This window comes from Streptomyces sp. NBC_01176 (assembly GCF_045039825.1).
Taxonomy (GTDB): Bacteria; Actinomycetota; Actinomycetes; order Streptomycetales; family Streptomycetaceae; genus Streptomyces.
Window position 1 is genome coordinate 6,927,619 of sequence record NZ_CP108600.1, and the last position, 12,579, is coordinate 6,940,197.

Consider the following 12,579-nt stretch of genomic DNA (forward strand, 5'->3'; position numbering starts at 1 on the left):
TCACAGGACATCGCCCGCCGCGCCCTCGAAGCCGGCGGGCGCTGCCGTGCCCCGGCCTGACGGCGTTTTCCCCTGCGGGTGGCTGTCGTGGTGTGGCGGATCTTTCCTGCGCGGACGGCATCGACGGCACCGGGTCGGCCCCTTCCCGGGGCGTGGGGCGTGCTGTCGTGCCCCGGTAGGGGCGCGGGGAACTGCGCGACCGGCCACGACGGCTCCCGCAGCCGAGATCCGGACGGACGGCGTTTTCCCCCTGCGGGTGGTTGCCGTCGTGCTGCGGATCTTTCCTGCGCGGACGGCATCGACGGCATCGGGTCGGCCCCTTCCCGGTGCGTGGGGCGCGCTGTCGTGCCCCGGTAGGGGCGCGGGGAACTGCGCGACCGGCCACGACGGCCCCCGCAGCCGAAATCCGAACCGACCGCGATTTCCTCCCCACCCAGCGGAGCGCCCCCGTATCTTGATCCGCATGGCGACGACCCCGCTGCCCCACTCCCACACCGAACCCGACGGCTCCGCCGTGATCCGGGTGCTCAGCTACAACATCCGGTCGATGCGTGACGACACCGATGCCCTCGCGCGCGTGATCAGCGCCTGCGCGCCGGACCTGGTCCTGGTCCAGGAAGCCCCCCGCTTCTTCCGCTGGCGCAAGAAGCTGGCCCGTCTCGCGGCGGCCTCCGGCCAGATGATCCTGTCCGGTGGCGCCCCGGCGGCCGGCCCCGCACTCCTGTGCTCCCTGCGGGCCACCGTCGAACGCACCGAGGACGTCCTGCTCCCGCTCACCCCCGGCCAGTTCCGCCGGGGCTTCGCCACGGCCGTCGTCCGGTTCGGCGGCGCCCGCCTGGGCGTGCTGAGCTGCCACCTGTCGCTCGACGCGGACGAGCGTCACGAGCAGGGCGGCATGCTCCTGGACCGCCTCGCCGCCCTCGACACCCCGCACGCCGTGGCGGGCGGCGACCTCAACGACCGCCCGGACGGCCGCACCTTCGAGCGCCTCGCGGCCTCCCTCCAGGACGGCTGGGCGACCCGCCCCTGGGGCGCCGAGCACACCTGGATCCGCGACGCTCCCCACCGCCGTATCGACGCGGTCTTCGCGACGAAGGGCGTCGAGATCCTGGGATGCGGGGTGCCGCTGGGCCACCCCGGCGTGACGGAGACGGACCTGAGGGCGGCCACGGACCATCTGCCCGTACTGGCCGCCCTCAGAGTGCCGGCGTCCTGAGGCCTCGGTCCCGAGCGTCAGTCCTGAGGCGTCCGCCCTGACGCGTCGGTCCCGGAGACCTACCCGGGGAGTACGTGCCGGGACGGTCTCAGACCACCGCGCCCCGCCCAGGGTCGTCCTCGTCCTCGTCGTCGGGGTTCATGCGCATCACGAGGGTGGCGAAGCCGCCGAGGAAGCCGCCGATGCCCACGGTGGCGAGCCACCAGGTCATGTCCCAGCCGAGCAGGACGGCCAGCAGGAGCACGATCGGACCGCCGATGACGGCGAGCCACGCGAACTTGGCCGTGGTGTCGGCGGCCGGCAGCGGAGGCGGCTCGGGCGGTACGAAATGGCCCTCGTCGTCCTCGTCGAAGTCCTCCTCGGCGGGCTCCGCCGCGGCGTAGTCGCGCGGACCGCCGACGCCGGGCGCGAAGGAGACGGAGCTGCCGAGAGCCTGGGCCGCGGAGGGCCGGTCCCCGTCCTCGTCGTTCCGGTCGGCGTTGTCGGTCTCGTTCTTGTCGCCCTTGTCGCGCCGCTCGGGCCTGCCCCCACGGCCCGTGGCGGTGCCGTTCGTCTCGGGATCGAGGAGTGCCAGGTCCTCGACCGACTTGAACGGCTTCGCGCCGGGCGGATCCTTCGGCTCCTCGCCGTACCCCTCGACGATCGCCTGCCACGCGGCGTCCTCGTCGAACGGCACACCCTGCTCGTCCCCCGGGGGCCCGCCGACGGGTACGCCCTTCTCGTCGGGCTCGCCGCGCTCCGCGTCCTGCTCAGCCACCAGTGGCCGTCCCTTCCTGCTGACCCGCCTGAACCGCGCCGGACCGCTCGCCGACGCCGGGCGCGAGCCGGCCGATGAACGCGTAGCTCTCCTCGAAGACCCGGTCCGCGTCATGGTCCAACGTCGCCACGTGGTAGCTCTGTTCCAGGAGGATTTCCGTCACGTCCGTGGACGACACCCGGCTCAGCACGCGGGCCGAGTCCACCGGCGGCACCACATGGTCCTGCGGGCTGCGCAGCAGCAGGAGCGGCTGGGTGACCTGGGGCAGCTCCCCGTCGACGATCCGGTAGAAGTTCCGCATGGAGTGCGCGGCCCGCAGGGGCACCCGGTCGTAGCCCAGTTCCGTGACGCCCTCCTTGGCGATGTCGCTCGCGATGCCGCCCACGGTCGGTACGAAGTGACGGAGCACGGGGAGGACGTACGCGGCGGCCCCGTGCACCTTGTTCGCCGGGTTGACGACGACGATGCCGCTCACCTCGTCCCCGTGCTTCGCCGCCAGCCGAAGGGCCAGCGCGCCGCCCAGGGAGAGGCCGAGGACGAACACCTTGGTGCAGCGTTCCCGCAGGGCGCGCAGTTCGCGGTCCACCTCCGCGTACCAGTCCTGCCAGCCGGTGAGCTGCATGTCCTCCCAGCGCGTGCCGTGTCCGGGCAGCAGCGGGAGCGCGACGGTCAGGCCGCGCTCGGCGAGGAACTCGGCCCAGGGGCGCAGTGACTGGGGGGACCCGGTGAAACCGTGGCAGAGGAGGACGCCGACCTCTCCGCCCTCGTGGCGGAACGGCTCGGCTCCAGGAAGGACCGGCACCTTCGGTCTCCTGTTCGTCAGGACGGGCGGAACGGGACAAGGCAGGCGGGCGGACCGGAACAAGACGGGCGACCCGAACGGAGGCGGAACACGACCCCGGGAGATCCGGGCGTACTTCACCGTACGCGACCGCACTGACACCGACCAGGGTCGTCGGCTCCTTTGACAGTCCCCCGGGATAAGGTCTGAGCGACGACACAGGAGGCATTCGGTTGATCTACGGCGCCATGAAGTTTTCCATCGGAGGGCCGCTGAAGCTTGCCTTCAGACCCTGGGTGGAAGGCCTCGAGAACATTCCCGCCGAGGGCCCCGCCATCCTGGCAAGCAATCATCTGTCCTTCTCGGACTCGTTCTTCCTGCCCGCGGTCCTCGACCGCAAGGTGACCTTCATCGCGAAGGCGGAGTACTTCACGACGCCCGGCATCAAGGGCAGGATGACCGCCGCGTTCTTCAAGGGCGTGGGCCAGCTCCCGGTGGACCGCTCCGGCGCGCGCGGCGCGGGCGAGGCGGCGGTCAAGAGCGGTATCGACGTCGTCGAGCGCGGTGAGCTGTTCGGCATCTATCCGGAGGGCACGCGCTCGCCCGACGGACGTCTGTACCGCGGCAAGCCGGGCGGCCTCGCGCGCGTGGCCCTCGCCACCGGCGCCCCGGTCATCCCGGTCGCCATGATCGACACCGAGAAGATCCAGCCGCCGGGCAAGGTGATGCCCAAGCTGATGCGCCCGGGCATCCGCATCGGCAAGCCGCTCGACTTCGGCCGGTACGCCGGTATGGAACACGACCGCTTCGTGCTGCGCGCGGTGACCGACGAGGTCATGTACGAGATCATGAAGCTCTCCGGCCAGGAGTACGTCGACATCTACGCGACCGCCGCCAAGCGGCAGATCGCGGACGCGGCGAAGGCCGAGAAGCAGGCGCAGAAGGAAGTCGAACAGGCGCAGAAGGAGGCCGCGAAGGCGGCCGGGACTGAAGAGGGACGGGCGGCCGGCTCCTAGACGCGTTCGTCGGGGCGGTGGGGTGGGGGGGGGCATGGCCAAGCGCGAGAGAGTCATGAGGATGTCGGTCGAGCAGCCGCTGTGGCGTGCGCTCACCGCGTACCGCGTGCTGACGATGCTGTACGCGATCGGGCTCTTCGTCACCGCGACCGCCAGGTTCGCCCACCCCTGGGTGGCCGTCGGCTACTACGCCGTCCTGTTCGTCTGGACCCTGGCGACCGTCCCCAGGGTCGCGAACGCGGCGAGCTGCACCAAGCGCTTCCTCGCCGTCGACCTGGCCGTGGCGCTCACCGGCATCCTGCTCACGCCGGTCGCGGTCACCCACCACAGCATCGTGGACGGCGGGCCCACGCTCCCGTCGATATGGACCGCGGGCTCCGTCCTGGCTTTCGCCATCAAGGGCGGCTGGCGCTGGGCGGCCTTCGCCTCCACGCTCGTCGCGCTCGCCAATCTCGTCGAGCGCGGCGCCCCCACCCGCGACACCGTCCACAACGTGATCCTCGTCTGGGTCGCCTCCATCGCCATCGGCTACGTCGTCGAGGTCGCCCGCGCCTCCGAGCTCACCCTCGCCCGCGCCCTGGAGATCGAGGCCGCCACCCGCGAACGCGAGCGCCTCGCCCGGGACATCCACGACGGGGTCCTCCAGGTTCTCGCCATGGTGCAGCGGCGCGGCAGCGCCCTCGGCGGCGAGGCCGCGGAGCTGGGCCGGATGGCGGGCGAGCAGGAGGTGGCGCTGCGCACGCTCGTCTCCGGCGGCCTGCTGCCCGTCTCGCGGGTGTCCGAGGACGCCGCGCTCGGCGCGGTCGTACGGGCCGTCGAGGAGCCGGACGACGACGGGAGCCCCGTCGACCTGCGCGTGCTGCTCGCCCCGTACGCCACCGCGCGCGTGACCCTCTCCGAGCCGGGCGCCCCGGTACCGCTGGCCCCGGTGGCCGCCCGGGAGCTGGCCGCGGCCGTGGGTGCCGCCCTGGACAATGTGCGCAAGCACGTCGGTGAGAGCGCCCGCGCGTGGATCCTGGTCGAGGACGAGCCGGACACGGTGATCGTCACCGTGCGCGACGACGGCCCCGGCATTCCGGAGGGGCGGCTCGCCCAGGCCGAGGGAGAGGGGCGGCTCGGCGTGGCCCTGTCGATCCGCGGCCGGCTGCGCGAGTTGGGCGGCGCGGCCGCACTGATCTCGGTCCCCGGCCAGGGCACCGAGGTCGAGTTGAAGGTACCGAAGGTCCGACCGAGGGTCTGACGGGGGAAGGCGGAGCAGCGATGACGGACATGAAGGACATGACGGACGCGACGGAGGCGGAGCAGCAGGTGGGCGAGGACCCGATCAAGGTCATGGTGGTGGACGACCACCCCATGTGGCGCGACGCCGTGGCCCGTGATCTCGCCGCGGCCGGTTTCGCCGTGGTGGCCACGGCGGGCGACGGCGAGCAGGCGGTGCGGCGTGCGCGGGCGGCCGGCCCGGACGTTCTCGTGCTCGACCTGAACCTGCCGGCCAAGCCCGGTGTCCAGGTCTGCAAGGAGCTGGTCGGAGCCAACCCCGCGCTGCGCGTCCTCGTGCTGTCGGCCAGCGGTGAGCACGCCGACGTCCTGGAGGCGGTGAAGTCCGGGGCGACCGGCTATCTGCTGAAGTCGGCGTCCACGGAGGAGCTGACCGACGCGGTGCGCCGTACGGCGGTCGGCGACCCGGTGTTCACCCCGGGCCTCGCGGGCCTGGTCCTCGGCGAGTACCGCAGGCTCGCCTCCGAGCCGGTGCCGGCCGCGGGAGCGGGCGAGCCCAAGGCCCCGCAGCTGACCGACCGCGAGACGGAGGTGCTCCGCCTGGTGGCGAAGGGCCTGAGCTACAAGCAGATCGCCGAGCGGCTGGTCATCTCCCACCGCACGGTCCAGAACCATGTGCAGAACACCCTGGGCAAGCTCCAGCTCCACAACCGGGTGGAGCTGGTTCGCTATGCCATAGAACGTGGTCTTGACGAGGCGTAAACCCGGTGTTGTCCACCATCGAGTGAATGATGAGTGATCAACACCCGCACATTTCAATGGAATTGCCCTTCCGCCCCATAACGAAGTGACCTGGATCACTATTAGCGTGAGTCCCCTCAGGCAATCGCGTCGAAGGGACTTTTCCATGCGGGTCGGAGTACTGACCGGAGGCGGCGACTGCCCCGGGCTCAACGCCGTCATCCGGGGCATCGTCCGCAAGGGCGTGCAGGAGTACGAGTACGACTTCGTCGGCTTCCGCGACGGCTGGCGCGGACCGCTCGAGAACGACACCGTCCGGCTCGACATCCCCGCCGTACGCGGCATCCTGCCCCGTGGCGGCACCATCCTCGGCTCCTCGCGGACGAATCCGCTCAAGCAGGAGAACGGCATCCGGCGCATCAAGGAGAACCTCGCCAAGCAGGAGGTCGAGGCGCTCATCGCGATCGGCGGCGAGGACACCCTGGGCGTGGCCGCGCGCCTCCACGACGAGTACGGCATCCAGGTCATCGGCGTCCCCAAGACCATCGACAACGACCTGTCCGCCACCGACTACACCTTCGGCTTCGACACGGCGGTCGGCATCGCGACGGAGGCGATCGACCGCCTGCACACGACCGCCGAGTCGCACATGCGCGTCCTCGTCGTCGAGGTGATGGGCCGTCACGCCGGCTGGATCGCCATCCACTCCGGGCTCGCGGGCGGCGCGAACGTCATCCTCATCCCCGAACAGCGCTTCGACGTCGACCAGGTCTGCGCCTGGGTGACGTCACGCTTCAAGGCCTCGTACGCCCCGATCGTGGTCGTCGCCGAGGGTGCCATGCCCAAGGACGGCGACGCGGTGCTCAAGGACGGCACGCTCGACTCCTTCGGCCATGTCCGGCTCTCCGGCGTCGGGGAGTGGCTGGCCAAGGAGATCGAGAGGCGCACCGGCAAGGAGGCCCGCACCACGGTCCTCGGCCACGTCCAGCGCGGCGGCACCCCCAGCGCCTTCGACCGCTGGCTCGCCACCCGCTTCGGTCTGCACGCCATCGAGGCCGTCCGCGACGGCGACTTCGGCAAGATGGTCGCCCTGCGCGGCACGGACATCGTCCGGGTCCCGATCGCCGAGGCCACGGCCAAGCTGAAGACGGTCGACCCGAAGCTGTACGAGGAGGTCGGCGTCTTCTTCGGCTGACCCGCTCCGCCCCCGACGCGCCGCCACGTCCCCTTCGTGGCGGCGTTCGGCGTACCGCGCCCCGGATGCCGTCGGCCGGATCATCGACACCACGGTGGGCAACGTCCTCGACCGCACGATGCGCGACGTCCGCCGCAGCACGGGTCGCAACGCCCTCGACTACACCGCCGGCCGCCCCTCGGACAGCGTGCCGGTGCCGCGCAGCTGAGCGATCAGCTCCCGCACGACGGCGGCCCCGTTCAGTGTCAGCACCGACTCCGGGTGGAACTGGACGCCCGCGAACCCGGGCCCGCGCAGCGCGTGCACCTCCCCGGCACCGCTGCGGGCGACCTCGACGCCGTGCGCCGCCAGCTCCGCCGCCGCCTCCTCGTCGCAGTGCGCCACGAAGCTGTTGTAGAAGCCGACGGTCTCCGTCCGCCCGAACAGGTCGATCGTGGTCTGCGCGCCCTGGTACGGGACCTCCTTGCGGACCGTCTCCAGGCCCAGCTCCGCCGCGATCAGCTCGTGGCCCAGGCACACGCCGAGCACCCCGTGCCGGTGCTCCCGGATCACCTCGGACGCGAGGCCGCGCAGGAACCGCATCTTGGGGTCGTCCGTGTCGGAGGGGTCCCCGGGACCGGGACCGAGCACCACCGGACCCGCGTGCGCACGGACCGTCTCCCGCAGCCCCGGCTCGTCGTACCGCCGCACGGTCACCTCCAGCCCCGACGACCGCAGCACGTGCGCCAGCATCGCGGTGAAGGTGTCCTCCCCGTCCACCACGAGGGCATGGCCCTCCAGGGAGTCGGTCCGCTCCTGCATCCGCAGCCAGAACGGCGCGAGCGAGGCCCGCCGGCCGTCGAGCGCGGCCCGCACCCGGGGATCGTCGGCCAGCTTCGTCGGCCGTACGCCCGGCGCGCGCCGGCTCCTCTCCACGACCCCCAGCGCCGCCAGCACCCCCGCCGCCTTCGCGTGCGTCTCCGCGACCTCGCCCGCCGGGTCCGAGCCCCGGACCAGGGTGGCGCCCACCGGCACCCGCAGCCGCCCGCCCGCGTCGATGTCGGCGGTCCGGATGAGGATGGGGGAGTCGAGGGTCTGGGCGCCGCCCGCGTCCCGCCCGAGCAGGGCCAGCGCGCCCGCGTAGTAGGCGCGTCCGACACCGTCCCGGCCGAGGGGCTCGTACCGCTCGATCACCCGGCACGCGTTCTGCACCGGCGACCCGGTGACCGTCGCCGCGAACATGGTCTCCTTCAGGACCTCGCGCGCGTCCAGCGAGGACCGGCCCCGCAACTCGTACTCGGTGTGCGCGAGATGGGACATCTCCTTCAGTCGGGGTCCGATCACGACCCCGCCCATGTCGCCGACCGTGCACATCATCTTGAGCTCCTCGTCCACGACCATGGAGAGCTCCTCGATCTCCTTGCCGTCGGCGAGGAAGCCGAGCAGCCCCTCGGCGGAGGGTCCCCCGGCCGGGTAGCGGTACGTCCCGCTGATCGGGTTCATCACGACGGTCCCGCCGGACATCCGCACGTGCACCTCGGGGCTCGCCCCGACCAGCGTCCGGTTCCCGGTGTGCACGACGTACGTCCAGTACGCGCCCCGCTCGCCGACCAGCAGCCGCCGGAAGAGGGCCAGCGCGTCGGCCTTCCCGAACCCCGGGATCTCCCCCTCGTACGTGCGCCTGATGACGAAGTTCGCCCCTTCGCCGCGTCCGATCTCCTCGCGCAGCACGCGCCCGACGATCCCGGCGTACTCCTCGTCGCCGACGTCGAAGCCGCCGCCCTCGACGCGCACGTCGTGCGCCGGCAACTGGGCCAGGGCCCGCTCCAGCGGCAGCTCGTACGTCTCCTCGGGGGTCAGTGCCACGAGCGGTGTGCCGTCGTCGCGGACGTCGAAGCCGCGCTCACGGATCTGGCGGAAGGGGATGAGCGCGAGGGCCTCGTCGGGCAGGTCGGCGAGCCGGTCGTACTCGGCCACGGGTCCGAGCAGCACCTCCACCGTGCCGGCCTCCTCGGTGGGGCGGCCGGGGGTACGGCGGCACAGCAGGGCGAACGGGCGTGGATCGTCCAGCAGGTCGAGCAGGTTCATCGGTCCTGTTCCTTCTCACATCGGAGAGGAACGACCCCGGAAAACACCGAAGGCCGCCCCTCGGGCGGCCTTCGCGAAGTCTTGCGTACGCGCAGTCAGTGGGCCGCCGGATGAGCGGTCCACCACCAGGTCTGGTGCGAGTGCGCGAACATGCGCCGCACATTACCCGACACCGGGGGACGGGCGACAGCGCGACGCGTCCGCGCGCGGCGTCCGTGCCTCGGCCACCTTGACGAGGGCGTCACGGCCGACGCGGCCGGGGCCCCACGGCGGTCCAGTGATCCCCCTAGACTGCGTCCGCCACGGCGCGGCCCGCTCACCGCCGGAAAGCACCTGCCCCGACGGCCGACCCGCAGCTCACACCCCCTGCCGGACCGTCTCGGCGCGAGCGTGACACGTCTCAATCGCTGGGCACCGGGAGAGGACGCCGCGCGGGACCCCGTAGTGTGGTGTAGGTGACCGTGAACGCTAAGTCCAGCGCGAGCGCTGGCAACACCTGGCGAGACCTGCCCGCGGCGCAGCAGCCCGAGTACCCCGATGCCGAGGCTCTGCGCGATGTGATCGCGGACCTCGAGTCGTATCCGCCGCTCGTCTTCGCGGGCGAGTGCGACCAGCTGCGCGCCCGGATGGCATCCGTCGCCAAGGGAGAGGCGTTCCTCCTCCAGGGCGGCGACTGCGCCGAGGCCTTCGACGCGGTGTCGGCCGACCAGATCCGCAACAAGCTCAAGACCCTGCTCCAGATGGGTGCCGTGCTCACGTACGCCGCCTCGGTGCCGGTGGTGAAGGTCGGCCGGATCGCCGGCCAGTACTCCAAGCCGCGTTCCAAGGGCACCGAGACCCGGGACGGCGTGACCCTGCCGACGTACCGGGGCGACTCGGTCAACGGGTTCGACTTCAACGAGAAGGCCCGTGTCCCGGACCCCGAGCGGCTGAAGCGGATGTACAACGCGTCCGCCTCCACGCTCAACCTGGTGCGCGCCTTCGCCACCGGCGGGTACGCCGACCTGCGCCAGGTCCACGCCTGGAACCAGGACTTCGTGAGGTCGTCCCCGTCCGGCCAGCGCTACGAGCAGCTGGCGCGCGAGATCGACAACGCGATGAACTTCATGCGGGCCTGCGGCACGGACCCGGAGGAGTTCAAGACCGTCGAGTTCTACGCCTCCCACGAGGCGCTGCTCCTCGACTACGAGTCGGCGCTGACCCGCGTCGACTCCCGCACCGGCAAGCTGTACGACGTCTCGGGCCACATGGTGTGGATCGGTGAGCGCACCCGGCAGCTGGACGGCGCGCACATCGAGTTCGCCTCCAAGATCCGTAACCCGATCGGCATCAAGCTGGGCCCGACGACGACGGCCCAGGACGCTCTGCAGTACATCGACCGTCTCGACCCGGAGCGCGAGCCGGGCCGGCTCACCTTCATCGTGCGGATGGGCGCGGACAAGGTCCGTGACAAGCTGCCCGAGCTGGTGGAGAAGGTCAGTGCCTCCGGCGCGACCGTGGCCTGGGTGACCGACCCGATGCACGGCAACACCTTCGAGGCGGCCTCGGGCCACAAGACCCGCCGCTTCGACGACGTGCTCGACGAGGTCAAGGGCTTCTTCGAGGTCCACAAGGGCCTGGGCACGCACCCCGGCGGTATCCACGTCGAGCTCACCGGTGACGACGTCACCGAGTGCGTGGGCGGCGGCGACGAGATCTTCGTCGACGACCTGCACCAGCGTTACGAGACGGCGTGCGACCCGCGTCTGAACCGCAGCCAGTCGCTCGACCTGGCCTTCCTGGTCGCCGAGATGTACCGCGACCAGTAGCGGATCGAGGTCTGTCTCCGTCCCTCGCGGCGGAGTGTGGGTGGGGCGCGGATCACATACGATCCGCGCCCTCTCGCACTTTTGCGGACTCCGGACGCCAGGTAAGGTTAGGTTAGCCTCACCGTTCATCGGGAAGGCATCGCCAGTCGACCCCGTCCGGGAGGTGAACCGCGTGTACGTCTGCAGCTGCTTCGGTGTCACCGAGGCACAGGTGAAGAAGCACGCGGAGGACGGTGCCTGCACCCCGCGCCAGATAGCGTCCGTGAGCAAGGCGGGCACGGACTGTGGTTCGTGCGTCCGCCAGATCCAGTCCCTGCTGGGCCGCGGTGCGTGCCCGCGCCGGGAGCTCGCGGAGCAGGGCAGGCCCGCCCTGGCGGAGCTCCCCGGCCTCGCGGGTCGCGCGGTGCCCGCGGCCGCGGCCGAGGCCGCCTAGTTCCCGTAACGGCCCCGCTGGTTCCCGTAACGGTTCCGCCGCCGGGTCAGCTGTCCGGCTGCTCGATCAGCTGTGCGATGTAGAGCGCCTCGCCGAGCTTCTCCACCAGCTCCAGCTGGGTGTCCAGATAGTCGATGTGGTGTTCCTCGTCCTTGAGGATCGACTCGAAGATTTTCGCGGACGTGATGTCGCCCTTGCCCCGCATCACCTCGATCCCGCGCCTGAGGCGGTCGATCGCCTCGATCTCCACCTGGCGGTCGGCCTGGAACATCTCGGTGACGGTCTGTCCCACCCGGACGTGGAAGAGCCGCTGGTAGTTGGGCAGACCCTCCAGGAAGAGAATGCGGTCGGTCAGCAGCTCCGCGTGCTTCATCTCGTCGAAGGACTCGTGCCGCGTGTACTTCGCGAGCTTCGTCCAGCCGAAGTTCTCCTGCATCTTCGCGTGCAGGAAGTACTGGTTGATCGCGGTCAGCTCACCGGTGAGCTGCTCGTTGAGGAACTCGATGACCTCGGGGTCGCCCTGCATCGCAGAGGCTCCTTCCAGGCGGGGGGAACTGGGCAGTTTGCGCTGCATCCTCGCATCGGCGTTCCGGGTCGTCCAGTAAGTGCATACTTAGTCGATTTGCCCTGATGAGGGTTGTGCTGGTCATGGACACCGTCCCGGGTCTGTCAGGATGGAGTCATGGGTCAGCCGGTGGAGCGAGGAACGGGAGCGGCGGCACAGTCGGAGCTTCCGCCGGGGCAGCGACTGCAGCGTGGCTGGCCCGTCACGCACTACGGTCCCGTGCCCAAGTTCCGCCCCGAGCGCTGGGAGTTCAGGGTCTTCGGCGCCACCGCGGACGGCGAGAAGCACTGCTGGACCCACGAGGAGTTCACGGCCCTTCCGTACACCTCGGTCATGGCCGATCTGCACTGCGTCACGAAGTTCAGCATGCTCGGGGCCGAATGGGGCGGCATCCCCGCACGCACGATCCTGGAGATCGCCCCGCCCTCGCCGGCCGTCACCCACGTGATGGTCTGGGCCGAGTACGGATTCAGCTCGAATCTGCGCCTCGACGACTTCGCCTCCGACCGTGCGATCTTCGCCACCCACAAGGACGGCGAACTGCTGACCGCCGAGCACGGGTTCCCGCTCCGCCTGGTCGTCCCGCACCTGTACGCCTGGAAGGGGCCCAAGTGGGTCCGTGGCGTCGAGTACATGACGGCCGACCGCCGTGGATTCTGGGAGGAACGCGGCTACCACAACATCGGCGACCCGTGGCGCGAGCAGCGCTACTCGTACCAGGAGGAGCCGGGGGACGGCCCCGAGCTCTGACCCGGCGGGCGCCCGCGCGCGTCAGAGGTGGC

The 12,579-nt window shown here is 71.0% G+C and carries 13 protein-coding genes; 8 read left to right on the forward strand and 5 right to left on the reverse strand.

The annotated features are described in order from the left end of the window. The first annotated feature begins 463 nt into the window (after nt 1-463). Nucleotides 464-1,216: an endonuclease/exonuclease/phosphatase family protein gene (locus tag OG199_RS29950; RefSeq protein ID WP_405832083.1), complete on the forward strand. Its 753-nt coding sequence runs from the start codon at nt 464-466 to the stop codon at nt 1,214-1,216. An 88-nt stretch (nt 1,217-1,304) separates the two neighbouring features. Here the strand turns inward: OG199_RS29950 and OG199_RS29955 are convergent, their stop codons facing one another. Next, nucleotides 1,305-1,973 carry a hypothetical protein gene (locus OG199_RS29955; RefSeq protein WP_405832085.1) on the reverse strand — a complete coding sequence of 223 codons (669 nt, stop codon included), beginning with the start codon at nt 1,971-1,973 and terminating at the stop codon, nt 1,305-1,307. After that, nucleotides 1,966-2,775 (reverse strand): alpha/beta hydrolase, encoded by an 810-nt coding sequence (locus OG199_RS29960; RefSeq protein WP_405832087.1) that lies wholly within the window; start codon nt 2,773-2,775, stop codon nt 1,966-1,968. The genes OG199_RS29955 and OG199_RS29960 overlap by 8 nt, the downstream gene beginning before the upstream one ends. Before the next feature lie 227 nt (nt 2,776-3,002). Here OG199_RS29960 and OG199_RS29965 point away from each other — a divergent pair, with 227 nt between their 5' ends. The 4 genes from OG199_RS29965 (at nt 3,003) to OG199_RS29980 (ending at nt 6,924) form a co-directional block, all read left to right on the forward strand. Continuing rightward, nucleotides 3,003-3,770: a lysophospholipid acyltransferase family protein gene (locus OG199_RS29965; RefSeq protein WP_356804365.1), complete on the forward strand. Its 768-nt coding sequence runs from the start codon at nt 3,003-3,005 to the stop codon at nt 3,768-3,770. Nucleotides 3,771-3,804: 34 nt separating this feature from the next. Next, complete coding sequence (macS, locus tag OG199_RS29970) at nt 3,805-5,010, forward strand: MacS family sensor histidine kinase (protein ID WP_405832089.1); 1,206 nt, start codon at nt 3,805-3,807, stop codon at nt 5,008-5,010. A gap of 92 nt (nt 5,011-5,102) precedes the next feature. Next, nucleotides 5,103-5,750, forward strand: coding sequence for a response regulator transcription factor (locus OG199_RS29975; protein ID WP_329294796.1), 648 nt, complete (start codon nt 5,103-5,105; stop codon nt 5,748-5,750). 145 nt (nt 5,751-5,895) lie between these two features. Beyond that, nucleotides 5,896-6,924 carry a 6-phosphofructokinase gene (locus OG199_RS29980; protein WP_356804369.1) on the forward strand — a complete coding sequence of 343 codons (1,029 nt, stop codon included), beginning with the start codon at nt 5,896-5,898 and terminating at the stop codon, nt 6,922-6,924. Nucleotides 6,925-7,083: 159 nt separating this feature from the next. Here OG199_RS29980 and OG199_RS29985 read toward each other — a convergent pair whose 3' ends face one another. Together OG199_RS29985 and OG199_RS29990 are read right to left on the reverse strand one after the other, a co-directional pair. After that, entirely contained in the window at nt 7,084-8,991 is a 1,908-nt protein-coding gene (locus OG199_RS29985; protein WP_405832091.1) for an anthranilate synthase family protein, read from the reverse strand. A gap of 95 nt (nt 8,992-9,086) precedes the next feature. Further along, the gene (locus OG199_RS29990; protein ID WP_148014101.1) at nt 9,087-9,143 is read right to left on the reverse strand and encodes a trp operon leader peptide; all 57 of its coding nucleotides are present in this window, start codon (nt 9,141-9,143) and stop codon (nt 9,087-9,089) included. A 303-nt stretch (nt 9,144-9,446) separates the two neighbouring features. On the opposite strand from OG199_RS29990, the gene OG199_RS29995 reads away from it, so the two are divergent. Then, entirely contained in the window at nt 9,447-10,799 is a 1,353-nt protein-coding gene (locus OG199_RS29995) for a class II 3-deoxy-7-phosphoheptulonate synthase (RefSeq protein WP_266698605.1), read from the forward strand. A gap of 172 nt (nt 10,800-10,971) precedes the next feature. Continuing rightward, entirely contained in the window at nt 10,972-11,232 is a 261-nt protein-coding gene (locus OG199_RS30000; RefSeq protein ID WP_405832092.1) for a bacterioferritin-associated ferredoxin, read from the forward strand. Nucleotides 11,233-11,278: 46 nt separating this feature from the next. On the opposite strand, the gene bfr is transcribed toward OG199_RS30000, so the two are convergent. After that, entirely contained in the window at nt 11,279-11,758 is a 480-nt protein-coding gene (bfr, locus tag OG199_RS30005) for a bacterioferritin (protein WP_356804376.1), read from the reverse strand. Between the two features lie 156 nt (nt 11,759-11,914). Here bfr and OG199_RS30010 point away from each other — a divergent pair, with 156 nt between their 5' ends. Next, a complete protein-coding gene (locus OG199_RS30010; RefSeq protein ID WP_266698601.1) occupies nt 11,915-12,547 on the forward strand; it encodes a sulfite oxidase-like oxidoreductase in 633 nt (210 codons plus the stop codon). The last annotated feature ends 32 nt before the right edge of the window (nt 12,548-12,579 follow it).